Consider the following 25,127-nt stretch of genomic DNA (forward strand, 5'->3'; position numbering starts at 1 on the left):
CGGACATGGAGCGATGTCCGGCTGTTTGCCCCAAGCCCTGAACTCGGATACGATTACTCCCTTGCATTCCCGATAATGATCCGGTGGGCGATCCGTTCCCGTCAGGAGCGGTAAACCCCGGATGAAACGAAAAGGATACCCTGATGCCCAAAATCAACGTCGAGCGCACTGGCGTGCTCAAGCGCCTTGCCGTGACCATAGTCTGTCTGCTGGTGTTCGAGCTGGTGCGCCTGCTCGTGCAGGTCTCCGCCCTGTTCCAGTATGCGTGGATGCTCATCTCCAAGAGCTACAGCGCGCCGCTGCGCAACTTCAACAACAGGCTGTCGCTGTATGCCTACAGGCTGCTGCGCTACGCCACCCTCAATGAAAACGCCCGGCCCTTCCCGTTCGAGGATTTCCCCTCCAGCGGCGAACCGGCGGAAGAACCGGAGTTCGACAGAGAGTGAAGAACAGCTGCCGCTTTTTTCGCAATGATGAGTGCGAGTACTTTCCCTGCCACAAGGTGAAGGACCCGGAGAAGTTCAACTGCCTGTTCTGCTTCTGCCCGCTGTATTTCTACGAGGAGTGCGGCGGACGGTATTCCGTCACCGACTCGGGCGTGAAGGACTGTACCCTGTGCACCATCCCCCACATGCCCGAAGGGTATGATTACATCCTGAAGAAGATACGAGAGCGCATGGGCCGCTAGGCCCTGGGGACCGTGAGCAGGTGGCGGTTGATATCCGCCGCCAGCTCGCTGCTCTCTTTTTCGCAAAGGGCTTCGGCGCGGCCTCCGGCCCGCTCGAGGTCCTGAAAGCGCGAGAGCTGCACGAAGGCCTTCTTGATGCGTGCGAGTTCCTCGTGCTGAGTGTTGCGCGCGAACTGGTAGGCCAGAATCTTCAGGGCGCTCTTGAGCTTCTCCTTCGGGTAGGGCAGCTCGGCCACGTCGCGCACGTCCTGCGCCGATTCGAGAAGCGGCAGGACCTCCATGGCGATCTTGTGCGAGTTCTTGAGCGACTCCTCGGAGATGACGTAGCGCTTGCCTTTGGCGGGCTTCCACACGGCCCGGATGATCAGCAGGACCCCCAGCAGCGCGAATACCGGAATCCAGAAAGTTTCTTCGAACATGATCGGTACCGCCTATTCCCGTGTCTGAATGTAGGGTTTGAGGTTGAGCTTGTATTGCGAGGGATCCGCACACTCCACGATGTTGAAGGCCGGGGTCTGCTCCGCCGCCAGATCCACGAGCTTTGCCGGGATGGGGCGCAGGTCCTCGTCCAGAATGACCTTGATCTTCGGCAGCAGCGGACGTTCGGGATTGCTCTCGAAGACCACGCCCAGATCGCCGGTGTTGAGCCGGACGAGGCTCCCGGAAGGGAATATCCCCAGACACTTGATGAACATCTGCACCTCGATGGAGCAGAAGTCCTGATCGCGCATGCCGTACATGATGGCCAGCGCCTTGTTGGGCAGGATGGCGTCCTTGTACGAGCGGTCGCTGGTCAGGGCGTCGTAGACGTCTGCCAGTGACAGGATGCGCCCGAACACGCCGATGTCGTCCTTGCGCATGCCGTGCGGATAGCCCGAGCCGTTGAACTTCTCGTGGTGCTGGGCCACCGCCTGCATCACGCGCGGGGCGATGTTGCCCGATTTGTCCAGAATCATCTGGCCGTATGTGGGGTGTTTGCGAACCTCTTCGAACTCGCGCGGGGAGAGCCGTCCCTGCTTGTTGATGATGCGTTCGGGGACCGCGGTCTTGCCGAGGTCGTGCATCATGCCCGCGAGCCCGAGCAGCACCAGGTCTTCCAGCGGCAGGCCGAGATATTCGCCGAAGACAACGGCGATGGAGGCCACGTTGATGCAGTGGGCGTATGTGTAGGAGTCGTAGCGGGAGAGCTTGGAGAGGCAGATGAGCGCATCCGGGTTCTGCACGGCCACGTTGATGATGCCTTCAACCGCGTGGGTGGTGCTCTCGACATCCACCTGACGGCCCATCTTCACGTCGGTCATCATCCGCTTGGTCTGGACCAGGGCTTCGTCGTAGGCCTTTCTGGCCTTGCGGATTTCGCGGTGAAACGGGGCGCGTCGCTTGCGCGGCGGGCTGTCCCTGCGTTGCAGGACGATGCGCTCAAGCCGCTCGTCGTCGGTCTTTCCGTCCTCCGGGACTTCCTGCCTGATGAAGACGTCCAGATAGCCCTCCTGCCGGATGCGATGGACTTCCATCTCCGACCGGATGACCCCGGGTTTCGTGTACAGATAGGGAAGATGCGTCCACATGTCCGATGCCATGCGCACCACTTCCATGCCCGGTTTGAGGTCCTGAACCGAAATCTTTCTGATCACCGCCGCCCCCTCCTTCGGCGGATCGTCAGATGCTCAGTCTGGCGATCCTCTCCACGTAAGTGGAAATGAGCTGTTGCTCCTCTTCGCTTATGTCGATGAACATGCAGCCGAGCAGCAGGACCCCCTGCTTCGCGACGATGTTCTTGATGGTGACGGGGATCTTGATGTTCCCCAGATTGCCCAGACGCATGCTGACGACCATGTCGTCGCCCACTTCCACCATGTTCAGCGCGTCCCGGCTGCCTACGGCCACGGAAAGCCGGCAGCCCGTGTCGCTGGCGTTCACCACGAGGCAGTCGTAGTCGGAGTCGGCGGTGTGCAGGGTGGAGTCGATGTTGCAGTTGGTGCGCGAGGCGTTTCGCAGGTCGAGCTTTTCGATGGACTCGGGGTATTCGAAGAAGAGCAGGGGAGCGGGGCGCGTGATGTGGTTCAGCACGAGGGTCTCGAAGCCGTAGACCGTGCCTTCGTGGAGGTATTTCACCACGATGGTGTCCTTGTAGCCCATGCCGCCGCGAACGGATGACGGCAGCCGCACGTTGGCCACGAGGAATTCATACGGGTCGAAGCCCACGACGCGGCCGCGGTATCCGCGCTGCATGCCGGGAAACGTCACCACCAGATCGGCGCCCAGCGCCACCTCCAGGTTCACGCCAGCCATCTTGGTGACTCGGCTGTCTCTGGATGTACCGTTTGTTTCGGTCGATGTGAGATGGTCCGCCATATACGGTAGCTGTCTCCCGTGCAGTGGATGAGTTTAGAACGTCAATATATGCGGTACACGGGCAATAAGGCAAGGGGATGGGTGCGGGAACTTCTCCCGGAGATGCGCTCGGCACCCGGGAAAGATTCCCGCTCTGGCTGACCTGTTGCACGCAGTCGGCGCGAGAGGTCGCTGCGGCCGGCAGGCTGAAGGTCAGGAGACCACCCAGACGGTGCAGTCTCTGGCGGAGTGGACGATCTTGTTGGAGACCGAACCGAACAGGAACTCCTCCGCCTTGGAGAGGCCGCGCCGTCCCACCACGACCGTTCCGAACCCGCCCGACTTGACGGTCTCCAGAATCTCCAGTGCCACGCTGGTACCCATGCTGCACCTCGTGGCCTGATCGTTGAACGGGGAGTGGCAGAAGGCGACGTAGTTCTTCTGCACCTCGTCATCCTTCATGCCCATGGCCACCAGTCGCTCCCGCGCCTGATCGAGAAAGTCCTCGAACTCGGCTCTGGCGTTCCGGCAGGCGCGCACCCAGTCCTCGTCCTTGCCGAACAGGTCCCGGTGGGGAAGCTGTTCGATGCAGAGCAGGTGCACTTCGAAGCCGGGGCATCCGGCCGCGATTTCACCCACGTATCCCACGGCGCGCATGGCGTTTTCGCTTGCATCCACCGCCACGAGGATCTTTCTGGGGTTCATGGGACTTCCTCCTTCGGTTCCTGCGGGTTGGGCAGAAGGTCAAGGCAGGGCCGCAGCTCGCAGAGCATTTCGTCCACGGAGTCGTAAAAGGTTTCGGCCCCTTCCGAGAAGTGGAGCAGCACGTTGTTGAGCGGTTCGGGGATGTAGGGGAACAGGCGCCGCAGGTTGACCAGCCTGTTCCGGATGACCGGGGAAAAATCTCCGGGCTGCAAGGTGTCGGAGCCTTCCATCCCCTCGAAGGCGTGCGGCGTATATATGCGCTTGCCCACGAGGAACAGCAGGCTGTTGCCCAAGCCGTACAGGTCCAGCCCGAACGGGTTGGCCCGCGTCTCGTAGGCGTAGTCGAAGTCCAGCCAGCGGCCCCGCCCGGTGGAGGTCTCCATCCAGAGGTGGTCGCGCCGCACGTCGCCGTGCTGTTCGCCGTGCTCGTGCAGGAAGCCGATGGCCTCGCAGGCGTCGATGAAGGTGTTCAGCACGGGGCGCAGGTTGTTGTGAAAGTAGAAGGCGTGGTCGCCCGGTAGCGAATCCACCACCTCGTCGAAGCGCTTGCCGCGGATGACCTCCAGCACGCGCACGAGGTTTCCGGCCTCGTCGCGGGCGGAGAAGCCGTGCATGAACCGCGGGTCGTCGCGCACCAGCTCGAGAATCCGCGCCTCCTTGGTGGCGCTGCGGAAGCTGCGGATGCTCATGGAACCGATCTTTTGCGTGAACTCTTCGTGGAAGACCAGCTTGAGGATGGCGGGTTCCCTCGTCTCCAGACAGCGGCAGCGCTTGACCCAGAACTTGAAGTCCTCGATGCCGAAGCGGCGCTCGGCCTCGTCGCGCAGGACCAGGTAGTGCCGGGCCGCCAGACGGATGACGTCACCGTAGCCTATGGAAGTGAAGTCGGACGTATCGGTGTACAGCCGCCCGATGCGGCGGCGGTCCATGTGGGGCATGTGTTCGAGGACGAAATCCCTGAAATCCTGTTCCATGCGGTCTTCCCCTCCTGATTCGAGGGTACGCCGCAGGAAGGCACGGGGAATTATAAACGGGGTCGGAACGGAAGCGGCCCGGCGTATCCTTCGGGAAGGGGACGCGCCGGGCCGAAAAGGGCGGTATGTGGGCTAGAAGATTTCGGCCTCGAACCACAGGATGTTGGTGCCGACCTTGTTCCAGCAGTCCTCGGGCAGCCCGGCCTTGCGGCAGGTGTTGGCGAGGAACTGGTACTTGTCCCAGCCCTGCTCCACGGCCACCTGCGGCAGCAGGAGCCCGGTGCTCTGGTTGCGCTGGATGATCAGCCCGTGGCGGCCGACCTCGATCTGCTCCGGAGAGCGGCAGTAGTTCAGAGGGCTGAGGATGGAGATTTCGATGTCCACCTTGTCGAACTCCTCGGCGCTCAGGGGCGGGAAGCGCGGGTCACTGAACGCTGCGGCGCGGGCCATGTCCCAGATGGTCTGGAAGATTTCGCCGCCGCCCTGCACGTTGCCGATGCAGCCGCGCAGCTGGCCGTCGATCTTCAGGGTGACGAACGCGCCGAACTCCTTGCGCAGCTTGTGGGATTCCGGCTCGGCCGGGGCGGCGGACTCGTCGCCTTCGAGCTTGGCGCGGATGGATTGCCTGACGAGGTCCTTGAGGTAGGTTTTTTCCTCGTCGCTGAGCATGAAATGGAAATCGGACATTATCTGAGCTCCTCGGTGGTTTGTTGCTTTTTGACGCGCGGCACGGCCGCGAGCAGGGCCAGACCGATCAGGAAAAGTCCCACCACGGAGGCCATCCCGGCCCGCTGGCTGTCGGCCGCGACGGTGATCCACCCCACGAGGAGCGGACCGAGAAAGGCCGTGACTTTTCCGGACAGGGCGAACAGCCCGAAAAACTGGTTTCGAAGATCGGGCGGCGCGGCGCGGGCCAGATAGGATCGGCTCGACGCCTGCACCGGGCCGACGAATATACCTACGGTCAGGCCGAAAATCCAGAAAAGCGTTTTATCCGTCACGAGCAGGGTGGCGACGGCCGCGGCCGTAAGCGCAACGAGCGAGATGATGAGCGTCCTGCGGGGGCCGGCGCGGTCGTCGATCCACGCGAATCCGGCGGCGCCGAGGCCCGCGGTCACGTTCAGGCCGATGCCGAAGAGGATGACCTCCGAGGTCTGCATCCCGAAGGTCCCGGCCGCGTAAATGCCCCCGAAGGCGAACAGGGTGGTCAGCCCGTCGTTGTAGAACATGCGTGCCAACAGGAACAGGCCCACGCCCTTGTAGCGCCTCGCGTTGGCGAGCGAACCCTTCAGCTGCCGGAAGCCGTGTCGGACCGCCGCGCGCATGGTCTGCCCCGTGGAGGGCGTATCCGGCGTGCGCAGGAACATGGGCAGGGCGAACACGAGATACCAGCCTGCGGAGAAGAGCATGGCCGTGCGTACGTGCAGGGCTTCGTCGTGCGTCACGCCGAACAGGGCGTTGTCGTCAATGAGGCCGTAGAGCGCGGCCACGAGGCAGATCAGTCCGCCCGCGTAGCCCATGGCCCAGCCCCAGCCGGACCAACGGCCGAGCCGCTCTTCGGGAACGAGGTCGGCCAGCATGGCGTTGTAGAATATCTGCGCGCCTTCGGACGCGGTCACCCCAACGAAGGCCAGCGTCACGGCGTAGATGGCCCACTCCGGGTCGGGTTTGACGAACCAGAGCAGGGCGGTGGCGGCGATGCACGCGGCTGTCAGGGCTCCCACCCACGGCTTGCGCCGGCCGGTGTGGTCGGCGATGGCTCCGACCACCGGCCCGGACAGGCCCACGCACAGGCCCGCCAGCGCCATGGCGTTGCCCCACATGGCGGTTCCGGCGGCTTCATCCACGGCCACGGCCGAGGTGAAGTAGGCTGCGAACACAAAGGTCTGCACCAGCGTATTGAAGCCGGCGTTCGCCCAGTCGTAGAAGGCCCATGCCCAGATTCCGCGCGGTTCGTTGTTCAAATCGGTCCTCCGTGCGCCCACCGTGCAGCCGGGAGGACCAAAAGGCAAGCAAACTGTCCTTTTCACCGGCCTTGCGTTGCGTTACAACGCAGCCATGGAAACGACAGAAACCGTGTGCGTGCTGGGAATGAGCCCCGGCACACTCGATATACCCGATAATTGTCACCACCTGCTGGAGAGCGCCACGCTGCTGGCGGGCGGCAACCGTCTTCTGGACGCCGTCGGTCGCGATGCGGCCCCGGAGGCGGACAGGCTGCCTCTGTCCTCGCCGCTGGACCGCTGCGTCCGGCGTATCCGCAAGGAGGTGGACGGCGGCGGGCGCGTGGTGGTGCTGGCTGACGGCGACCCGCTCTTTTTCGGCATCGGCAACCTGCTCTCGCGTGAGCTCGGGCGCGAGCGACTGAAAGTGCTCCCGGCCGTAAGCACGCTCCAGCTGGCGGCGTCGCGGCTGGGGGTCTCGTGGGAGCGCACGGTCTCCATCTCCCTGCATGGGCGTAGCGACTATACGCCGCTGTTTGCCGCGCTGGTCCGGGCGGATACCATCGCGGTCTTCACCGACGAGGAGAACGATCCTTCCGCGGTGGCCCGCGCCATGCTGGAGCGCGGCGCGGACGGGTTCACCATGACCGTGCTGGAACGCCTCGGCACGGAGGGCGAGCAGGTCCGCCGCGTGGGGCTTGAAGAGACGTGGGGCATGGGCTTCGATCCCCTGAACCTTGTTTTTCTTGAGCGGGAGTATCCGCCGGAGGTCCCCCTGCGCCTCGGCGTGCCGGATCATTTCTATTTTCATCAGCGCGGCCTGATCACCAAGCTGCCGGTCCGTGCAACGGGGCTGGCGCTTCTGGCCATCGCCCCCGGTTCAACTGTCTGGGACCTCGGGTCCGGGTGCGGCTCCGTGGCCATCGAGGCCTCGCACCTCGCGGTGGACGGGCGCGTGGTGGCTGTGGAGCGCGATCGCACCCGCGCCGCCATGATCCGGGAGAACCAGCGGCGCATGGGCGCGTGGCTGGTGGAGGTGGTGACGGGCGGCCTGCCCGGTTGCCTCAAGGGGCTGCCCGACCCGGATCGCGTGTTCATCGGCGGCGGGCTCGGCGGCGAGTCCAACAGGGAGTCCGACCTGCTGGAGGCCGTGGCCGAACGGCTTCGCCCCGGCGGCAGGCTGGTGGCCCACTGCATCCTGCTGGACACGCTGCATCGTGCGCAGATGTTCTTCAAGGAGCGCGGCTGGCTGTTCGGCGTGACGCAGCTTCAGGCCAACGAGGCCGACAGGCTCGCGGGCGACCTGCGTTTTCGCGCCGCCAACCCCGTTTTCATCCTGTGGGCCGAGAAGCCCTGAGGGATGTTTTCTTTCGGGAACGCCCGTGCTATCGGGGCCTTTCCCGCAACGGCGGAGAACCCAAAGACAGGAGAAACAGCCATGTCCGGCAGAATGCCATGGCCCGATTATTTCATGAAAATCGCCCATCTGGTGGCCCAGCGTTCCACGTGCACCCGTCGCGCCGTGGGCGCGGTGGCGGTCATCGACAAGCGCGTGGTGGCCACCGGCTACAACGGCGTGCCCACCAAGGTCCCGCACTGCGGTGAGGTGGGCTGCATCCGCGAGCGCATGGAGGTCCCCTCCGGCCAGCGGCATGAGCTGTGCCGCGGACTGCACGCGGAGCAGAACGTCATCATTCAGGCCGCCTCCTACGGGCTGTCCCTGAAGGGCTGCGATATCTACTGCACCACCCAGCCGTGCCTGATCTGCACCAAGATGCTCATCAACTGCGGCGCACACAACATCTATTACGCGGAACATTACCCCGACGAACTGGCGGAGGCCATGCTGGCCGAAGCGGGAGTGAACCATGAACTGCTGTCCGGCGAATACTGCTAGGGAACGCTTCATGGCCCGCGCGGCGGAGCTGGCCCGCAATGGCCGAGGACCCGCCGCCCCGAACCCCTGCGTTGGCGCGGTGCTCGTGCACGGCGAACAGGTTGTGGCCGAGGGCTGGCACACCCGCGCCGGAGAGCTGCACGCGGAGCGCGAATGTCTGGCCGATGCCCGCGAAAAGGGCGTCTTCGACCGCGTTCCCGCCTCCGAGTGCGCCATGTACGTGACGCTGGAGCCGTGCAACCATCACGGCCGCACCCCGCCGTGCACCGAGGCCATCATCGAGGCCGGGATCGGCGAAGTGGTCATCGGGTTCCGCGACCCCAACCCGCTGGCGGCCGGCGGCATGGAGCGGCTGGCGGAGCACGGCGTTTCCGTGAGTCACGGTGTCCTGGAAGATGAATGCCGCGACCTGGTGGCGGATTTCCTGCTCTGGCAGGAGACGGACCGCACCTACAACATCCTCAAGCTCGCCGCGACGCTCGACGGACGCATCGCTGCCGCGGACGGTACGCCCGAAGCCGTGTCCTGTCCCGCGTCATTCGAGTGCGTTCAGGACATCCGCTCCTTTGTGGGGGCGGTGGTGGTCGGTGGCGAGACTTTCCGCAACGACGACCCCTCCCTGACGTGTCGCTGCGCCGGCCTGCCCGAAGCGTTCGAGCAGCCCCTTGCCGTTGTCGTCACCTCCGCGCTTCCCGCGCCGGACGCGGACCGCAAGCTCCTCCGCTTCAGGCCGCACCAGACGGTCTTCTGGACCGGACAGGCGCAGGCGGCTTCCGAACAGGCCGAGGCGCTTCGTGCCAAGGGGGTTCGCGTCATCGGTCTGCCCGCCGACGATTCGGGCCTGCTGCTCGGAGAGGGCTTCCGCTGGCTCCGGAAAGAGTGCGGCTGCCACTATTCCATGGTGGAAGGCGGCGGACGGCTCGCCATGACGCTGGTCCTGCAGGGGCTCGCCGACGAGATGGACTACTTCCTCGCCCCCCGCGTCCTCGGCGACGCGACCGCCCGCTCCGCCTTTTCCGGCAGGACCGGCATGCGCATGGCCGATGCCGTGGATTATCGCATCGCGCGCATCCGGCACGTGGGGCGCGACCTGCGTCTGACCCTTCTGCCCGACAGGGACTGACCCTTCGCGTTTCGCGAAGAACCGTCAAGAATCCTTCTCGGTTTCGCAAAATATCGCTTTGTCTGTTGCAGCCGGATGAGCGGTGTGATACTTCGCGCCGATGAAGAAGGGACTCTTTTGTATAGCATGCCTGATAGTAGTAACCATTTCTCCTGCTTCTGCTTCGGAGCCGCCCGATGCCTCCGGGCTGTCGGCGCTTGAGTATTACTCGGAGAACCTGCCCCCGTACAATTATCTGGAGGCCGGTGTCGTGCGTGGTCGCTCCATGGAGTTGCTGCGGCGGGCGTGGGCGCGCCTCGGAGTGCCGGAGAAGGACATCAACATTCTGCCCTGGGCCCGGGCCATGGATTCCGCCATGACCGATCCGCAGGGCGTGCTCTTCAGTACGGCCCGTCTGCCCTCTCGCGAGGACATGTTCAAATGGGCCTGTCCGTTCCCGAGCGAGCCGCTGGTGATGGTCGGACGGCAGGACTCCATTCCCGCGGCGGAGTTGTGCCTCGACGGGTATCCCGTGAGGGTGGGCGTGGTGCGCGGCGGGGCCGCCTACGAGGTGGTCAAAAGCAGTTGTGGCGACAAGCTGATCCCGGAGGTCGCCAACTCCGCCGAGCACAACGTCCGAAAGCTCGTCGAAAAGCGTCTGGACTACATAGTGGTCACGGAGCGGTACCTCATGAGCGCGCAAAACCGTCACGAACTGCAGGGGCTGCGGGTCATCCGTCAGCTTGGAGAGATCAGCATGTGCATGGCCTTCAACAAGGCCGTTCCGGATCAGGTGGTTAACAGCTTTCGCCGCGCCTTCGACGGGATCTCGCGCTACTAGCCTCTGTCCGGCGTTTACACCCCGGCGGTCACCTGCTATCTGATCATCCACGCAACCAAGTGGAGGATGCACATGTTCACCGGACTCGTACAGGGAACCGGCGCCGTCGAGAGCGCCGAAAACCGCGGCGCGGAGACTCGTTTCCGCATCAGGGCCAACTATGCCCTTGAAGACATCGTCCTCGGGGAATCCATCGCGGTCAACGGCGTCTGCCTGACCGTGGAGACCTTCGGCGAGCGCTGGTTCACGGCCTACGCCAGCCGGGAGACCATTTCGGTCACGAGTCTCGGCGGGCTGCGCACCGGCTCCACCGTGAATCTGGAACGCGCGCTGGCCATGGGCGACCGTCTCGGGGGGCATATCGTCAGCGGCCACGTCGACTGCATCGCGGAGGTGGCCGAGGTCCGTCCCGCCGGAGAGTCGAAGGTCTACCGCCTGACCTTTCCCGCGGAGCACGGCCGGTACGTCATCGGCAAGGGGTCGGTGGCGCTGGACGGCATCAGCCTGACCGTGAACGCGTGCGGCCCCGACTGGCTCGAGGTGAACATCATTCCCGAGACGCAGGGCGCCACAACCATCAGGGGCTGGACCCCCGGCCGCAAGGTGAACATGGAGACCGACGTCATCGGCAAGTACGTGGAGCGGATGGTGGCTCCGTGGACCGGCGGCGCATCGCAGGACGCGCCCAAGTCCTCCCTCACCGAAGATTTTCTGAGAAAGCACGGATTCTAGTCCGTGCCGAACGACGCGAACATCACCCCTGTCAGCCCGCCCGGGTCGTCAGGGGTTTTCTTTTGGCGAAAGCAATGAACGCACTTCTTGTGGTGGATATGCAGCGGGACCTGTTTGAAGTCTCCGGGACCCGGCACGACGCGCAGGGTGTGGTCCGTCGTATCGACACACTGTGCAGCGCGATGCGCGCCGCCGACTCGGCAGTGGTTTTCGTTCGCCATGCCGGAGGGGACGGCTGGCTGGAGCCCGGAACCGAAGGCTGGGAGATCCTGCCGGAGCTGCATCCCTTCGAGACGGACCTCTTCGTGGAGAAGATATCCTGCGACTCGTTCTGCCGCACGCCTCTGGAGACCATGCTGCGCGAGCGCGACGTGGAGCATCTTTATATAGTGGGTTGCTGCACGGACTACTGCATTGATGCCACGGTGCGGGCGGCCGCAAGTCTCGGATTCCGGCTGACGGTGCCCTCGGACTGCCACACCACCGGGGACAAGCCCGAACTGGACGCGGCTGCGGTCATCCGGCACCACAACCACGTCTGGGCGACCATGATCACCCCGGAGGAGCCCGTTCGCGTCGTGCCGTTTGCCGACTGCCTGAAAGAGCTCGGCGGCGGTTGACCCATTTCGGCTTTTTCGTGCTAATGAAGGAAAGAAAAAAAGGAGCCCATTCATGGAAGTGCTGTTTCAGCTGGCCTGCCTCGTCCTGATCATCGCCGGGAGCTGGAAGACCTACCAGAAAGCCGGGGAGCCGGGCTGGGCGGTGCTGATCCCGTTCTATAACCTCTGGGTGCTGCTTCGCATCGTAGGCCGCCCCGGCTGGTGGTTCATCATGTTCCTGATTCCGCTGGTGAATCTGGTCTTCATGCTGCTGGCCTTCATCGACCTTTCGCGACGGTTCGGGATGCCCGCCGTGTTCAGCGTGGGGCTGTTCCTGCTGCCGTTCGTCTTCTGGCCCATACTCGGCTTTGGCAGCAGCCGGTATAACTCGCTGGCAGTGTAGCCGGCCGCCGGAGGGGAGCTCCGGCTCGATCGCATACAAGGAGCGTCGCCATGCGTGTTGGAATGGTGGGACTGGGAAAGATGGGCATGAACATGGCCCGGCGGCTGATGCTCGCCGGAAATGAGGTCGTCGGCCACAACCGCAGCCCGGCCAAGGTGGAGCGGCTGGTCCGCGAGGGCGGAGAGGGCGCCTACACCCTCGAGGAGCTGGTGGAAAAACTGGAGCCGCCGCGCACTGTCTGGCTCATGCTTCCTGCCGGCGCCGCCACCATTCAGGCCGCGCATCGTTTCGAAAGTCTGCTGGAGCCGGGCGATGCGCTTGTCGACGGCAGCAACTCGTTCTACAAGGACGCGGTGCGCCGAGCGTGGGAATGCTCCAAGAAGGGCCTGCACTGCCTCGACGCGGGCGTTTCCGGCGGCGTCTGGGGGCTGGAGAACGGCTACTGCCTCATGGTCGGCGGCAATCGCGAACAGTTTGAGCGCGTGGAGCCCGTTTTCAAATCCTTGGCCCAGCCCGAAGGATACATGTACTGCGGCGGACCCGGAGCCGGACATTTCGTGAAGATGGTCCACAACGGCATCGAATACGGTCTGATGCAGGCCTATGCCGAAGGGTTCGCCATGTTGGAGGATTCCCGCTACGGCCCTGAGCTGGACTATTCGGCCCTGTCGAATCTGTGGAATCGCGGCAGCGTCATCCGCTCGTGGCTGCTGGAGCTGGCGGAAAAGGCCTTTGCGGATTCCGGGCGGCTGGAGGATGTGAAGGGGTGGGTCGAGGACTCGGGGGAAGGCCGCTGGACCGTGCAGCAGGCCGTGGAGAGCGGCACGCCGATTCCGGTGCTCTCGCTGGCCCTGATGGAGCGCTTCAGCTCCCGCCGCGAAGACGACTTCCGCAACCGGATCCTCGCCGCGTTGCGCCGCGAGTTCGGCGGCCACGCCGTGAAAAAGGAGGGGGGTGATGCGTGATGATCCGTGTGCCCGCTCCGGCGCGGGCGACCCCTGCGTCATCGTCATTTTCGGGGCTACGGGCGATCTGACCGCACGCAAGCTCTTTCCCGCCCTGTGCCGTCTGTTCGAAACGCAGGCGTTGCCCGAGGATTTCGCCGTGGTGGGCGCGTCGCGAACGGAGCTGGACCATGACGCCTTCCGCGAGCGCATGCGGCAGGCCGCGGAAAAGGCTGAAGCCCTCCCGCAGGACTGGGATGCGCTGGCTTCGCGCCTGTTCTACCGCCCGTTGGATTTCGGCTCTCCGGACGATTATCGGTCGCTTGCCGAATTTCTGAATGAACTGGACGACCGGTTTCAAACCTCCGGCAACCGCATGTTCTACCTTGCCGTGCCGCCAGCGGCCTACGAGGAGATCGCGATCAACGCCGGTGAGGCCGGGCTGGCCGGACAGGAAAAGGGTTTCTCCCGCATCGTCATCGAAAAGCCCTTCGGTCACGATCTGCCATCGGCCCAACGGTTGAATACCGCTCTGCTCGGCAGCTTCGACGAGTCGCAGGTCTTTCGCATCGATCACTATCTGGCCAAGGAGACCGTGCAGAACATGCTCATGCTGCGTTTTGCCAACGCCATGTTCGAGCCGGTCTGGAATCGCCAGTTCGTGGAGTCCGTGCACATCACCGCCGCCGAGAGCGTGGGGGTGGAGCACCGCGCGGGCTACTACGATAGCGCGGGCGTACTGCGGGACATGTTCCAGAACCACATGATGCAGCTGCTCTCGCTGGTGGCCATGGAGCCTCCCTCGATCTACGAGGCCGAGCGCATCCGCGACGAGAAGACCAAGCTCTACCGCGCGCTCAAGCCGTTCCCCACCGAGGACATCGAGTCGCTGCTCACGCTGGGCCAGTACGCCTCCGGCGTGGTGGACGGCGAGAAGGTCCCGGCCTATGTGGACGAACCGGGCGTCCCGGCGGAATCCGACACGCCAACCTATGCGGCCATGCGGGTCTTCATCGACAACTGGCGCTGGCAGGGCGTGCCGTTCGAGTTGGTGTCCGGCAAGCGGATGCGGGAGAAGCGCACCCGCATAGAGGTCCGGTTCAAGGAAGTGCCGTGCTCCATGTTCCGCAACATACTGGGCGAGCACATCACCGCCAACCGGCTGATCATCAACATCCAGCCGGAAGAGGAGGTCCGCCTCGCGTTTCAGGCCAAAGTGCCCGGTTCGGGCATGTGCCTGCGCAATGTGGACATGCGCTTCGACTACAAGGATGAACACGCTGACAACCTCGGCGCGTACGAAAAGGTGCTTCTGGACGTCCTGCTGGGGGACCAGACGCTTTTCTGGCGTCAGGACGGCGTGGATTTGTGCTGGGGATTCTTGACGCCTGTCCTGATGGAATGCGATTGTCCCGAGCGCAGAAACATGCTCAAGCTGTATCGGGCTGGATCCGATGGGCCGGAACCCGCCGAGTGCTAGCTTCCCCGACCACGCGAGGAACCATGGAAATTCGTATTCTGGATGATCATGAGGCGGCGAGCCGCGCCGCGGCAGACCTGTTCGTAGAAACCTCGCACCGGGCGCTGGAGCGATCCGGGCGATTCACCGTCGCTCTGGCTGGTGGATCGACGCCGAAGCTGGCCTACGAGCTGCTGGCGAGCGACCCGCGCTGGCGCGCCGTGCCGTGGGATCGGACCCACGTTTTCTTCGGCGACGAGCGCATGGTCGAGCCGGACAGTGAACTGAGCAATTACCGCATGGCCAGCGAGATTCTGCTGGACCGCGTGCCTCTTCCCAAGGCCAACATCCACCGCATGCGCGGCGAACTGGAGCCGGAAAGCGCCGTGAGCGCCTGCGAGGCGGAACTGCGCTCGGTCTTCGGCCCCGGTGTCCCCGAGTTCGACCTCGTGCTGCTGGGCATGGGCGCTGACGGCCACACGGCCAGCATCTTTCCCGGCACCCGCGCGGTGGCTGAGTCCTGTCTCGTGACCTCCGTGAGGCCCGCCGACGTCACGCCCGATGTGAATCGCCTGACCTTCTGCCTGCCGCTTTTGAACAATGCGGCGCGGGTTGTGTTTCTCGCCACCGGAGCGGACAAGGCGCAGGTGCTCGCCAAGATGCGCGGCACCGATACGGCCCGGCACCTCTTCCCGGCCGCCATGGTCAACGCACGCGAGACCCTGCTGCTCACCGATCAGCCGATCTGACGCCCTTGCCCGCGTCCGTCCGCCGCGTTAGGGTGTGAGATGGACGAATATTCCCGCTTTGCCGGAATCTATGATTGGGTGGTGGGCAGGCCGCTCGCCTCGGTTTTCCGAAAACTCATCCCGAACCTGCCGCCGAACGGCAGACTGTTGGACGTGTGCTGCGGCACCGGCATGTTCGCCGCCATGGCGCAGGAGCAGGGTTTTCCTGTGTGCGGTCTGGACCGTTCCGAGCCGATGCTGGCCGTGGCCCGGCGCAAGCACCCCGGATTGCCACTGGTGCGTGCCGACGCTTCCGCCATGCCCTTTGCCGACCAAGCCTTCGATGCCGCAGCCGTGACCTTTGCCCTGCACGAAAAAACGCAGCCAGCGCGAGAGGATATCCTTGCGGAATCCATGCGCGTGCTGCGCCCCGGCGGGACGCTCCTCGTGGCCGACTACTGCCGGCCGCATGGCGCGTCGCAAGTGGCCGCGGCCGCAGCGGGGCTGGTGGAACGGCTGGCCGGAGCCGAGCATCATCGTAACTATGCCGACTGGATGCGCCGTGGGGCCGCCGAAGGATTCCTCGATGATTCCGGCCTGAGCTGGGAGCGTCTGGCCTACGGGCTTTCCGGGGTGGCGGGGATATACAGGGTGCGTCAGCCGGATTAGCTGCGGATCACGGATTCCAGCCACTCCCGCAGCCGCGTGGTCTGCGCGTGGATGTCCAGATGCTGTCTGGCGTGTTCAAGGGCAGTGCGTCTTTTTTCAAGCAACTCATCTGGTGAAAGTGAGAGCAGGCCCCGCAGCACGCCGAGTATCTGTTCGTGCCCGTTGCGTTCTTCCACGAGGCAGTCGGAAAGCTCGGACGGGAAGAATTCGTGCACGCCGCCCGTGCGGCGCGCCACCGGGGCCAGCCCGTGCGCCATGCCTTCGGCCAGCGCCTGCCCGAACGGTTCGGCGTGGGAGGGCAGCACGTAGATGTCCGCCCTGTCCAGATAGTCCTGGACGTTCTTGACGAACCCGGTCCACTGCACCTGTTCTTCAAGCCCCAGCTCCACGCACAGCGACTTCAACCTTTTCTCGATCTTCCCGGTGCCGCAGATGATCTGCCGAAAGGCGATCCCTTCGCGCTTGAGCTCCGCGAGGGCGTGGAGCAGGTCGTGATGGCCCTTGTCGGGGTTGAGCTGGCTGGTGGTGATGAGGGTCGGCACATCGCGGGGCCGCAGCTCCTGCGTGCCTTCGGGCAGGACCACGCCGGGGTGGATGGCCGTGAAGGTGTGGGCTGCGTAAAGCGGCACCCGACGCGTCAGGCAGGTTTTGACGTGTTCGCTGCACGCCAACAGGGACGGGGCGAGCAGCCGCTGCGTCAGGCGCGTCTTGCGGGTGTTTTCCACGTCCGCCGGAGAGCCGACGCGGTGCACCACCGGAACGCCAAGGAGCCGCGCCATGGCTCCTGCCGAACGCAGGTCCTTGGAAATGTTGCAGATGACCACGTCGGGGCGGTCCTGACGGAAGTCGCGCCAGAACCGGGCGAGAGTCTGTGGGTGAAAGTCGGCCCCGAACTCCACCGCACGCGCATCGAGGCCCTGCTCCAGCGCCTTGTCGATGAACGGACCGGGCCGTCCGTAGATGCGCACCGTATCGCCCATGGCGGCCAGCGCCTTGCCGGAGTTGATGCACCACGACTTCACGCCGCCCCATTTGCGGGTGGAATTGACGAAGACGATGTTCATGCGCGGACTCCGGGTTGCGGTTCGGGGAGAAAGGCAGCGGAGAATGCCTCAGCCTGTCGCGGAAATCAATCCGAACCTCCCTGCCGCGCCTTGTGCATGCGCAGGTTGAGCATCTCCACACCCAGCGAGAAGGCCATGGCGAAGTATATGTAGCCCCTGTCGATGTGCTTGCCGAGGCCCTCGGCCACGAGGAACACGCCCACGAGCACGAGAAAGGCGAAGGCCAGCATCTGAATGGTGGGGTGCCGGGACACGAACCTGCTCACGGCCTCGGCGAAGATGAACATCACGCCCACCGCGATGACGATGGCGGTGACCATGACCCAGAGCTGGTCCACCATCCCCACCGCCGTGATGACCGAATCCAGCGAAAACACCAGATCAAGGATCACGATCTGTGCGATGGCCGAGGCATAGGAACGAGCCGCCGAGACGTGCGCCGCGCCCGGTTCCTCCATCTTGTCGTGGATTTCGTGCACGGCCTTGGCCATGAGGAACAGACCGCCCAGCAGCAGCACGATGTCCCTGCCGGAAACCGCGTGTGAGAATATCTCGAAGAGGGGCGCGGTCAGCCCCATGATTGCGCTGATGGTCAGGAGCAGCAGGATGCGCATGATCATGGCAAGAGCGATGCCCAGCCTCCGGGCGGCGGCGCGTCTGGCTTCTGGCAGCTTGTTCGTGACAACGGTGACGAACACGATGTTGTCGATGCCGAGGACGATTTCCAGTCCGGTCAGGGTCAGCAGGGCGACGATGGCCTCGAATGTGAAAATTCCTTCCATGTCCCGCTTCATGCATCACCTGCACGGGTAAATCAATATGAAGTGGTCCCTTTTCAACGGTGGCCAAGGGCATGGCGAAGCACCGGCAAATCGGCTATACCTCGCGCATGAAACTGGCAGTGTACGCAGTGACGCGGCAGGGGCTCGCCCCGGCACAAAGAATACGCGAAACCCTCGGCGCAGACGTCTACGCTCCGAAGCGGTTGGAGGAACAGGGGGCCATCCCCTTCGAGTCGCTGCGCGAGTGCGTCCGCGAGACCTTCATCCGTTACGAGGGGCACGTCTTCGTGGCGGCCACGGGCATTGCCGTGCGCGTAATCGCCGAACACATCGTCGCCAAGGACACGGACCCGGCGGTGATCTGCCTCGACCATCACGCCCGGCACGTCATCAGTCTACTCTCCGGCCACCTCGGCGGCGGCAACGCTTTGACCCTGCGCATCGCCGAGGCCGTGAACGGGCATCCCGTCATCACCACGGCCACCGATATGGAGGGGCTGCCTTCCGCCGACATGATGGCCGCGCGTTCCGGGCTGATCATCGGGAATCTGGATGCAGTCCGGCATGTCAACGCCGCATGGCTCGAAGGCCGCACCGTGCAGATCTTCGACCCCGAGGAGCGGCTGCTCGGGATCGACGGCGCGCGAATGCGCGAGGTGCGGCGCGGCGAGTGGAAGGAAGGCGAACCCGGCATATGGGTTTCGTGGCGCGACGACTGTCGCGACCCGGACGCCCTGCGGCTGCATCCCAAGGTGCTTGCGTTGGGCATAGGGTGTCGGCGCGGCGCTACGGCCTCAGAGATTATCAAACTCGTGCGCGAGACGCTGGCGACCGAGCGCATCAGGCCCGAGAGCGTGGGCGCGCTGGCTTCGGTGGAGGCCAAGCGGCACGAGGCGGGCCTGTTGGAAGCTGCCCGTGAACTGGGGCTGGAGGTGCGGTTTCATCCCGAGGCGGAACTGGCGCGCGTCGATGTGCCTACGCCCTCGGAGTTTGTTCTGGATACGCTGGGGACGCCCTCGGTGTGCGAAGCCGCGGCGGTGCTCGCTGCAAACGGCGGCAGCGTCGTGGTGCCCAAGAGAAAATCGAAAAAGGCCACGCTCGCCGTGGCGCGGAGCAATACATGCTTGTAGTTGTCAGCCTCGGACCGGGGGACGACTCCCTCATGGCCCCGGCGGCCCGGCAGGCGCTGGAGGGCGCGGACGCCGTGGTCGGCTATCGGGGATACATCGAACTGGTGTCCGGGGATCTTTTGAAGGGGAAAGAAGTGGTCGCCACCGGGATGCGCGGCGAAGTGGAACGCGTCACCAGCGCCGTGGAGCTGGCGGCATCGGGAAAGAATGTCGCGCTGGTGTGTTCCGGCGATGCGGGCATCTACGCCATGGCGGGGCTTGCCCTGGAAGTACTCGAGAGCCGGGAGTTGTTGGCCTCGATCCCGTTCCGGGTCATTCCGGGCATTGCGGCCTTCAACGCCGCAGCCGCGCTGCTGGGCGCGCCGCTGATGCACGATTTCGCCTCGGTGAGCCTGTCCGACCTGCTGACCCCGTGGGAGACCATCGAGCGTCGCATCGAGGCCGCTGCGGGCGCCGACTTCGTCTTGGCCCTTTATAATCCTCGCTCCAGAAAAAGACGGGACCAGCTGCCGCGCGCGCTGGAAATCGTGGCCAAACACCGTTCGGGGAGCACGCCGGTGGGCATCGTGAGCCGTGCGGCCCGGCCCGGCGAGCGTGTCACGGTGACGGAACTATCGGCCGTAAATCCCGAAGCCGTTGATATGCAGACGGTCGTACTCATTGGTAATAGCGCCACTCGCCGGGCAGGGGGCTACATGCTCACCCCGCGGGGATATCACGGGAAGTACGAGTATTAGCGGAGTAGGTGAATTCCGTCACAATCTTCTTGCGGAAACACCATGATTTCTAGTAAAAAGGCGGCCTCTATTCAGGCCGCGTCGGCTTGACACTGCGGGACAGGTCATTTATTCCGCAATGGTAGAGAGTGTGACGTATTACCTTTTCGCAACAGGAGGAACGAGGAGAATGAAGAAAACTTTCATGATCAGCCTCGTCGTGGCCGCTCTGGTGTGTGCTTTCGCACTGCCCAACCTGAGCGCCGCAAACGAGGCTCCCGCTGACATCTTGCTGAAAGCGCCTTACAAGATGAGGAAGGCGCCCGTGCAGTTCCCGCACGCCGCTCACGAAAAACTGGTCCCCGAATGTACGACCTGCCACCACACCTGGGACGGCAAGTCCGACGTGAAGTCCTGCGCCGCCGAAGGCTGCCACGTGAAGAAGCGTGCCAAGCGCGGCGAAACCCTCTCCTTCAAGAAGGCATACCATGACATGTGCATCAAGTGCCATCGCAAGGAGCGCAAGGGTCCCAAGGGTTGCAACGACTGCCACCCGCGCCAGAAGAAGTAGCGGCCGACTCGGCTGACAAGGGGGGTCGCTGAGGCGGCCCCCCATTTTTTCCAAATTTTGCCCGGAGGTTTCGAGCATGACTCCCGCTCCCCCTTCAGACGACATTCTCGAACTGACCGATATCGTTGAAGGCGACGGAAGCCAGTCTGACGATTCGACGGACGGCGGCTCCACGGATGCCGATTTCGAGCAGGAGCTGGAAGACCTGTTCGCCGAGGAACTGGGAGAAACTCCCCCCACGGGCGAGCCGGAGCCGATCATGCTCGACGATCTCGTCGAGGAAGGGGCTGACGCTTCGGACAAGGAGACTTCCGAACAGGAAGAGCCTGCGCCTGCGGAGGCCGCCTCCGATGACGAGGACGTTGTCGTGCTTGAAGAACTGGCCGATGACGACGATGTCATGGAACTCGGAGCGGACCTTGAGGTCGCCGACGAAGAAACCGCCGAAGATGGCGCCGCTGACGATGAGGAGCCCCTTGAGCTGGGGGCGGACCTGGAGGTGAGCGGCGAAGCCGATGAGCCGGGCGTAGACGAAGAGCCCATGGAGCTCGGAGCGGATTTGGAGGTTGCGGACGAAGACGATCCCGCCGAGGACGAAGAGCCGCTCGACCTTTCCGGCATGGCCGTGGAAGAGGAGGCCGAGGCCCCCGCTGAGGAGTCTGCTCCGGAAGCTCCGGATTCCGACGATCTGGGCCTTGACGGGGTGGATGACATTCTCGGTGATGCCTCGGACGACGATTCCGACGACGATCTGGATGCCATGCTGTCTCAGGTGGACGATTTGGCGGAGCCCTCTCAGGAGTCGGAGCAGCCTGAAGGGGACGATCTGGATGCCCTGAAGCTCGACGATCTGGTTGAGGAGAGCGACGGCGAAGCCGAGGAATCTCCCGAAGCGGTCGAACCCGAAGAAGATATTTCTGGGCCGGAGGCCCCCGAAGCGCCTTCGCAGGAGCCTGCGCCCGAAGCAGAAGCGCAGCCTGAAGCAGAAGCGCAGCCTGAAGCAGAAGCGCAGCCTGAAGCACAGCCCGAGGCCCCGGATGAGGACACGGCCGAAGCTGCGGCTGACATTTCGGATGAAACTCCGGATGAAGCTGTGGCTGGCGAAGAGGACGTCGACGAGGTCGACGTTGAGGACGAGCTTCAGCAGGCCATGAATCAGGTGGCTGAAGAGGCTGTCGAGGACGTGTCCGAAACCATGTCCGAAGAGGCCGAAACCCCGGAACCTGCAGCCGGGGCGCCCGAGATCGAACCTGCGGAGATCGACCCCTCCATTCTGGATTCCGACGAGGATGACGACGAGGCGGACCGCCTGCTCGCGGAAGCCATGGCCGCCGAGGAAGGCGCTCCGGAAGAGCCCGAAGCCGGCGAGGTCGAGGAAGATGAGGATTCCGCTCCTGCCGAGGACCTGTTGGAGACCAGCAGCGAGATAGGCCTTGACCGCGAGGTCGAGGACGACTCCCCCGCCATTGAAGGCGTGTCCGAAGAGGAGCTTGCCTCGCTCGCGGGTCCCGCGCGCACGGACGAGGACGCGGAAGACGTCGAAGAGCCGGTGGTTGACGAAGACGTCGACTCCCTGCTTGCGAACGTGGATGTGTCCGACCTTGAAGTCCCGGCTGGCGATGACGATCTCGGGTTCGACCTTTCCGAGGACGCGCTGGAGACCGACGAGGCGGTGAGCGAGGCGCTGATGCTGCGCATCGACGCGCTCGAGGCGCGGCTTGCCGAGATGGAAAGCGCAGCCGGTGATTCTCTCGAGAGGCGCATGGGTCGCATGGAAGACATGCTCATGAAGGCCGGCGCCGATCATGAACTGGAACTGGCCGCCCGCGTGGACGTGCTCGAGAACCGTGTGGAGGGGCTCAAGGGCTTCCTTCGCGAAGAGGTGGCCCGTGCCGTGCGCGAGGATGTTCGCAACGTGGCGGCTGATGCCGTCCGCGAGGCTCTGGAGCAGAACGCTCCGGAGGAATCCTCGGGCGCAGGTGGCGACGAGCTGGTGGACATGGTCCGCGAGGAGGTCGGCCGTGCGGTGCGCGAAGAGGTGGGCCGCTCCGTTCCGGAGGAGGCGGCACGCATCATCCGCGAGGAGATCGCCGCGCTCATGGAGGAGATGGGCGAGTAGGCCCGCGTCCGCATAAAGATTTGCCGCAGGCCCGCCTCGTGCGGGCCTGCTTTTGTTTGCAGGGCCCACTTCCGACTCGACGAGTCGGCCCGGCACGTGCTAAAGACCCCCAAAAAACGGAAGGTGCCGCCAGGTTTCTTCCGCTTCCCCGCCCGGCCGACTTTGACATGGGTCAATGCCGTTTCCCACCGGGCGGGTTTTAGCTTCTCGGAGTAAAGCAATGGAAAAAGCAGACAAGCAGGCGCTTCAGGTCGCCAAGGAAGTCATCATCAAGTTCATCGAGGTGGGACGTATCTCCCCGACGAATTTCGGCGAGCACTTCAAGACCATCTATTCGGACGTGGTCACCACCATCGCCGAGAACAACCGCGACGACCGCGACGAGTAGGGCGCGGATGAGCAGCAGCCGAAACGGTGCCGCCGTTGATCCCGTGGAGCACGGCCGCAAGGTTTCCGACATGTTCGGGCGCATTGCGGGGTGGTACGACTTTCTCAATCATTTCCTGAGCCTGGGGCAGGACGTCTACTGGCGCTATCGATTGGCGCGGGCGGCGCGTCCGGCGCCGGACGGTCGCGTGCTGGACCTTGCCGCCGGAACGCTCGACGTTTCCGTGGAGCTCTTGCGGCAGTATCCCGGCATCAGCGTGGCCGCGCTGGACTTCTCCCTGCCCATGCTCGAGCAGGGCAAGCGCAAGAAGCTGGCCGGAGCGCGTGCCGAGAGCATCTTCCCGGTGCAGGCTGACGGGCGCTCTCTGCCGCTGCCCGACGAGTGCATGGACGCGGCCACCATCGCCTTCGGCATCCGCAACATCGTGCCGAGGCAGGAGGCGTGGGCGGAGTTCCTGCGAGTGCTCAAGCCCGGAGGGCGGCTGTGCGTGCTGGAGTTCGGCACGGGCAGCAGGCGCGTGTGGAAGGGCGTCTACAATTTTTATCTGGATCGCGTTCTGCCCGGCGTGGGCAAGGTGGTTTCCGGGGACTCCGGTGCGTACCGGTATCTGGCCGACACCATCCGCGCCTTTCCGGACGAGCGCAGCCTTGCGCTTGAGATGCGCGAGGCGGGATTCGACCGCGTGTACCACGTCCCCATGATGTCGGGGATCGTGTTTCTGCACGTGGCGGAGAAGCCCCTCTAGCCGAGGGAGCGGGCCAGCGAAACGGTCAGCAATCCGAGGATGATGGCCGTCAGCCCGAGATAGCGAAGGCTTTTCGGACGCTGGGAGGCCAGAGTGAGAAGTACCTTGGGCATCTTTTCCGCAAAGGCGAAGTAAGGGATGCCTTCGAGAACGAAAGCGATGCCGACCGCACAGAGAAGGGTGGACCAGTCGATATTCATGGGGTCTTTCTACCCACCCCCGGGGGTCGTGTCCAGCCGTGCGGTGCCGCAACAACATTCAGGGAGAGAGCCGCATAATGGTAACATACGAAAGTCTGGCGGATAAACGCGACGCCATAGCGGTGGTCGGCCTCGGTTATGTGGGCCTGCCGCTGGCGGTGGCGCTGGCCGAACACTTCACGGTGCTCGGCGTGGACGTTTCCGAAAAGCGGGTGCGGGAGCTGCGTGAAGGCAGAGACTCCACCGGCGAGGTCGATTTTTCCGAAGTGGGCGAGGTGGATCTGGAATTCACCGCCGACGTTTCCCGACTGAAGGATACCCGGCTGGTGCTCATGGCCGTGCCCACGCCCATAGACGAGTACCGCAGCCCGGACCTGCGCCCGGTCGTCGGTGCCTCCGGTACCGTCGGCGCCAACATGGCCGAAGGCTCCGTGGTGGTCTACGAGTCCACCGTGTATCCCGGCCTGACCGAAGAAATCTGCGTGCCCATCCTGGAGCGCGAGTCCGGCATGTCCTGCGGCGCGGGCTTCAAGGTCGGCTATTCTCCCGAGCGCATCAACCCCGGCGACAGGACGCATCGGCTCCAGACCATCGTGAAGGTCGTGGCGGGGCAGGACGACGAGTGCGCCGAGCTGCTCGAGAAGGTCTACGGCACCGTGGTCGAGGCCGGAACCCATCGCGCCGCCGACATCCGCACCGCCGAAGCGGCCAAGGTCATCGAGAACACCCAGCGAGACCTGAACATCGCGCTGATGAACGAGCTCGCCATGATCTTCGACCGCATGGGCATCGACACGCTGGACGTGCTCGAAGCGGCCGGAACCAAATGGAATTTTCTCCCGTTCCGTCCGGGACTCGTGGGTGGCCACTGCATCGGCGTGGATCCCTACTATCTGACCTTCAAGGCCGAGGCCATGGGCTTTCATCCTCAGGTCATCCTTGCGGGGCGCCAGATAAACGACGGCGTGGGCAAGTTCATCGCCGAGTCCGTTGTCAAGCGGCTCATCCGCGAGGGCGCCGTCATCCGTGGCGCGCGAGTGGGCGTGCTCGGCTTCACCTTCAAGGAGAACGTGCCCGACCTGCGCAACACCAAGGTGGTGGATGTGGTCGAAGAGCTGCGCGACTACGGCTGCGAGGTGCTGGTCACCGATGCCATGGCCGACCCGGAAGAGGCTCGCGAGGAGTACGGCATGGAGCTGTGCGGCCTTGACGCGCTCACCAATCTGGACGCCGTGGTGCTGGCCGTCTCGCACGATGAATATCGCTCGCTGGACGCAGAAGCGCTCAAGGCCATGTTCCGCGACCCGGAAAAGGCCATGGTGGCTGACGTGAAGGGCTTTTTCGACCGCGAGGCCATGGCCGCCGCGGGCGTGCACCTCTGGAGGCTGTAGAAA

General features: G+C 64.2%; 30 protein-coding genes. 20 read left to right on the forward strand and 10 right to left on the reverse strand.

The features are described 5' to 3' along the window. The first annotated feature begins 143 nt into the window (after positions 1 to 143). On the forward strand, positions 144 to 446 hold the full coding sequence (locus BR24_RS02865; protein WP_496540000.1) for a DUF4389 domain-containing protein: 303 nt from the start codon (positions 144 to 146) through the stop codon (positions 444 to 446). Beyond that, positions 443 to 688: a cysteine-rich small domain-containing protein gene (locus BR24_RS02870; protein ID WP_496540001.1), complete on the forward strand. Its 246-nt coding sequence runs from the start codon at positions 443 to 445 to the stop codon at positions 686 to 688. The genes BR24_RS02865 and BR24_RS02870 overlap by 4 nt, the downstream gene beginning before the upstream one ends. On the opposite strand, the gene BR24_RS02875 is transcribed toward BR24_RS02870, so the two are convergent. From BR24_RS02875 to BR24_RS02905, 7 genes are all read right to left on the reverse strand, one after another. Then, the gene (locus BR24_RS02875; RefSeq protein WP_496540002.1) at positions 685 to 1,107 is read right to left on the reverse strand and encodes a hypothetical protein; all 423 of its coding nucleotides are present in this window, start codon (positions 1,105 to 1,107) and stop codon (positions 685 to 687) included. The two genes, BR24_RS02870 and BR24_RS02875, sit on opposite strands and share 4 nt — an antisense overlap. Positions 1,108 to 1,119: 12 nt before the next feature. Beyond that, positions 1,120 to 2,322: an HD-GYP domain-containing protein gene (locus BR24_RS02880; protein WP_496540003.1), complete on the reverse strand. Its 1,203-nt coding sequence runs from the start codon at positions 2,320 to 2,322 to the stop codon at positions 1,120 to 1,122. A gap of 25 nt (positions 2,323 to 2,347) precedes the next feature. Continuing rightward, positions 2,348 to 2,980: a flagellar brake protein gene (locus BR24_RS02885; protein WP_496540004.1), complete on the reverse strand. Its 633-nt coding sequence runs from the start codon at positions 2,978 to 2,980 to the stop codon at positions 2,348 to 2,350. 255 nt (positions 2,981 to 3,235) lie between these two features. Beyond that, positions 3,236 to 3,727, reverse strand: coding sequence for a universal stress protein (locus BR24_RS02890; RefSeq protein WP_496540005.1), 492 nt, complete (start codon positions 3,725 to 3,727; stop codon positions 3,236 to 3,238). Next, positions 3,724 to 4,701, reverse strand: coding sequence for a serine/threonine-protein kinase (locus BR24_RS02895; RefSeq protein WP_496540006.1), 978 nt, complete (start codon positions 4,699 to 4,701; stop codon positions 3,724 to 3,726). Before BR24_RS02895 ends, BR24_RS02890 begins: the two co-directional genes overlap by 4 nt. Before the next feature lie 132 nt (positions 4,702 to 4,833). Continuing rightward, positions 4,834 to 5,388: an AmmeMemoRadiSam system protein A gene (amrA, locus tag BR24_RS02900; RefSeq protein ID WP_496540007.1), complete on the reverse strand. Its 555-nt coding sequence runs from the start codon at positions 5,386 to 5,388 to the stop codon at positions 4,834 to 4,836. After that, entirely contained in the window at positions 5,388 to 6,665 is a 1,278-nt protein-coding gene (locus tag BR24_RS02905) for an MFS transporter (protein WP_496540008.1), read from the reverse strand. Before BR24_RS02905 ends, amrA begins: the two co-directional genes overlap by 1 nt. A gap of 94 nt (positions 6,666 to 6,759) precedes the next feature. Here BR24_RS02905 and cbiE point away from each other — a divergent pair, with 94 nt between their 5' ends. The 11 genes from cbiE (at position 6,760) to BR24_RS02960 (ending at position 16,018) form a co-directional block, all read left to right on the forward strand. Then, the gene (gene cbiE, locus BR24_RS02910; RefSeq protein WP_496540009.1) at positions 6,760 to 8,001 is read left to right on the forward strand and encodes a precorrin-6y C5,15-methyltransferase (decarboxylating) subunit CbiE; all 1,242 of its coding nucleotides are present in this window, start codon (positions 6,760 to 6,762) and stop codon (positions 7,999 to 8,001) included. Between the two features lie 81 nt (positions 8,002 to 8,082). After that, entirely contained in the window at positions 8,083 to 8,541 is a 459-nt protein-coding gene (locus BR24_RS02915; RefSeq protein ID WP_496540010.1) for a deoxycytidylate deaminase, read from the forward strand. Further along, positions 8,513 to 9,664, forward strand: a complete 1,152-nt coding sequence (gene ribD / locus BR24_RS02920; RefSeq protein WP_496540011.1) for a bifunctional diaminohydroxyphosphoribosylaminopyrimidine deaminase/5-amino-6-(5-phosphoribosylamino)uracil reductase RibD — start codon at positions 8,513 to 8,515, stop codon at positions 9,662 to 9,664. Before BR24_RS02915 ends, ribD begins: the two co-directional genes overlap by 29 nt. Before the next feature lie 100 nt (positions 9,665 to 9,764). Beyond that, complete coding sequence (locus tag BR24_RS02925) at positions 9,765 to 10,484, forward strand: substrate-binding periplasmic protein (RefSeq protein ID WP_496540012.1); 720 nt, start codon at positions 9,765 to 9,767, stop codon at positions 10,482 to 10,484. 72 nt (positions 10,485 to 10,556) lie between these two features. Beyond that, positions 10,557 to 11,216 (forward strand): riboflavin synthase, encoded by a 660-nt coding sequence (locus BR24_RS02930; protein WP_496540013.1) that lies wholly within the window; start codon positions 10,557 to 10,559, stop codon positions 11,214 to 11,216. A 74-nt stretch (positions 11,217 to 11,290) separates the two neighbouring features. Next, the gene (locus BR24_RS02935; protein ID WP_496540014.1) at positions 11,291 to 11,836 is read left to right on the forward strand and encodes a cysteine hydrolase family protein; all 546 of its coding nucleotides are present in this window, start codon (positions 11,291 to 11,293) and stop codon (positions 11,834 to 11,836) included. Positions 11,837 to 11,888: 52 nt separating this feature from the next. After that, entirely contained in the window at positions 11,889 to 12,218 is a 330-nt protein-coding gene (locus tag BR24_RS02940; protein WP_496540015.1) for a DUF5684 domain-containing protein, read from the forward strand. Between the two features lie 50 nt (positions 12,219 to 12,268). Then, on the forward strand, positions 12,269 to 13,183 hold the full coding sequence (gnd, locus tag BR24_RS02945; RefSeq protein WP_496540016.1) for a phosphogluconate dehydrogenase (NAD(+)-dependent, decarboxylating): 915 nt from the start codon (positions 12,269 to 12,271) through the stop codon (positions 13,181 to 13,183). After that, positions 13,176 to 14,642: a glucose-6-phosphate dehydrogenase gene (gene zwf / locus BR24_RS02950; protein ID WP_496540017.1), complete on the forward strand. Its 1,467-nt coding sequence runs from the start codon at positions 13,176 to 13,178 to the stop codon at positions 14,640 to 14,642. Before gnd ends, zwf begins: the two co-directional genes overlap by 8 nt. A 23-nt stretch (positions 14,643 to 14,665) precedes the next feature. Beyond that, a complete protein-coding gene (gene pgl, locus BR24_RS02955) occupies positions 14,666 to 15,370 on the forward strand; it encodes a 6-phosphogluconolactonase (RefSeq protein WP_496540018.1) in 705 nt (234 codons plus the stop codon). 39 nt (positions 15,371 to 15,409) lie between these two features. Further along, the gene (locus tag BR24_RS02960; RefSeq protein WP_496540019.1) at positions 15,410 to 16,018 is read left to right on the forward strand and encodes a class I SAM-dependent methyltransferase; all 609 of its coding nucleotides are present in this window, start codon (positions 15,410 to 15,412) and stop codon (positions 16,016 to 16,018) included. Here BR24_RS02960 and BR24_RS02965 read toward each other — a convergent pair. Together BR24_RS02965 and BR24_RS02970 are read right to left on the reverse strand one after the other, a co-directional pair. Further along, the gene (locus BR24_RS02965) at positions 16,015 to 17,082 is read right to left on the reverse strand and encodes a glycosyltransferase (protein ID WP_496540020.1); all 1,068 of its coding nucleotides are present in this window, start codon (positions 17,080 to 17,082) and stop codon (positions 16,015 to 16,017) included. The genes BR24_RS02960 and BR24_RS02965 overlap by 4 nt on opposite strands. A 65-nt stretch (positions 17,083 to 17,147) precedes the next feature. Next, complete coding sequence (locus BR24_RS02970) at positions 17,148 to 17,864, reverse strand: TerC family protein (RefSeq protein ID WP_496540021.1); 717 nt, start codon at positions 17,862 to 17,864, stop codon at positions 17,148 to 17,150. Between the two features lie 71 nt (positions 17,865 to 17,935). Here BR24_RS02970 and BR24_RS02975 point away from each other — a divergent pair, with 71 nt between their 5' ends. The 6 genes from BR24_RS02975 to BR24_RS03000 all read left to right on the forward strand — a co-directional run bounded on the left by BR24_RS02975 (position 17,936) and on the right by BR24_RS03000 (position 23,533). Beyond that, positions 17,936 to 18,994, forward strand: a complete 1,059-nt coding sequence (locus BR24_RS02975; RefSeq protein ID WP_496540022.1) for a cobalt-precorrin 5A hydrolase — start codon at positions 17,936 to 17,938, stop codon at positions 18,992 to 18,994. Continuing rightward, a complete protein-coding gene (cobJ, locus tag BR24_RS02980) occupies positions 18,985 to 19,731 on the forward strand; it encodes a precorrin-3B C(17)-methyltransferase (protein WP_496540023.1) in 747 nt (248 codons plus the stop codon). The genes BR24_RS02975 and cobJ overlap by 10 nt, the downstream gene beginning before the upstream one ends. 169 nt (positions 19,732 to 19,900) lie before the next feature. After that, on the forward strand, positions 19,901 to 20,281 hold the full coding sequence (locus BR24_RS02985; protein WP_496540024.1) for a cytochrome c3 family protein: 381 nt from the start codon (positions 19,901 to 19,903) through the stop codon (positions 20,279 to 20,281). A gap of 76 nt (positions 20,282 to 20,357) precedes the next feature. Beyond that, positions 20,358 to 22,400, forward strand: coding sequence for a hypothetical protein (locus BR24_RS02990; protein ID WP_496540025.1), 2,043 nt, complete (start codon positions 20,358 to 20,360; stop codon positions 22,398 to 22,400). 220 nt (positions 22,401 to 22,620) lie between these two features. After that, a complete protein-coding gene (locus tag BR24_RS02995; RefSeq protein WP_496540026.1) occupies positions 22,621 to 22,788 on the forward strand; it encodes a hypothetical protein in 168 nt (55 codons plus the stop codon). A gap of 7 nt (positions 22,789 to 22,795) precedes the next feature. Further along, positions 22,796 to 23,533: a ubiquinone/menaquinone biosynthesis methyltransferase gene (locus BR24_RS03000; protein ID WP_496540027.1), complete on the forward strand. Its 738-nt coding sequence runs from the start codon at positions 22,796 to 22,798 to the stop codon at positions 23,531 to 23,533. Here BR24_RS03000 and BR24_RS03005 read toward each other — a convergent pair. Continuing rightward, positions 23,530 to 23,733, reverse strand: a complete 204-nt coding sequence (locus BR24_RS03005; protein WP_018124520.1) for a DUF2065 domain-containing protein — start codon at positions 23,731 to 23,733, stop codon at positions 23,530 to 23,532. The genes BR24_RS03000 and BR24_RS03005 overlap by 4 nt on opposite strands. Positions 23,734 to 23,810: 77 nt before the next feature. Here BR24_RS03005 and BR24_RS03010 point away from each other — a divergent pair, with 77 nt between their 5' ends. Continuing rightward, positions 23,811 to 25,124 (forward strand): nucleotide sugar dehydrogenase, encoded by a 1,314-nt coding sequence (locus BR24_RS03010; RefSeq protein WP_496540028.1) that lies wholly within the window; start codon positions 23,811 to 23,813, stop codon positions 25,122 to 25,124. Positions 25,125 to 25,127 lie beyond the last annotated feature (3 nt).

This window comes from Pseudodesulfovibrio halophilus DSM 5663 (assembly GCF_059568665.1).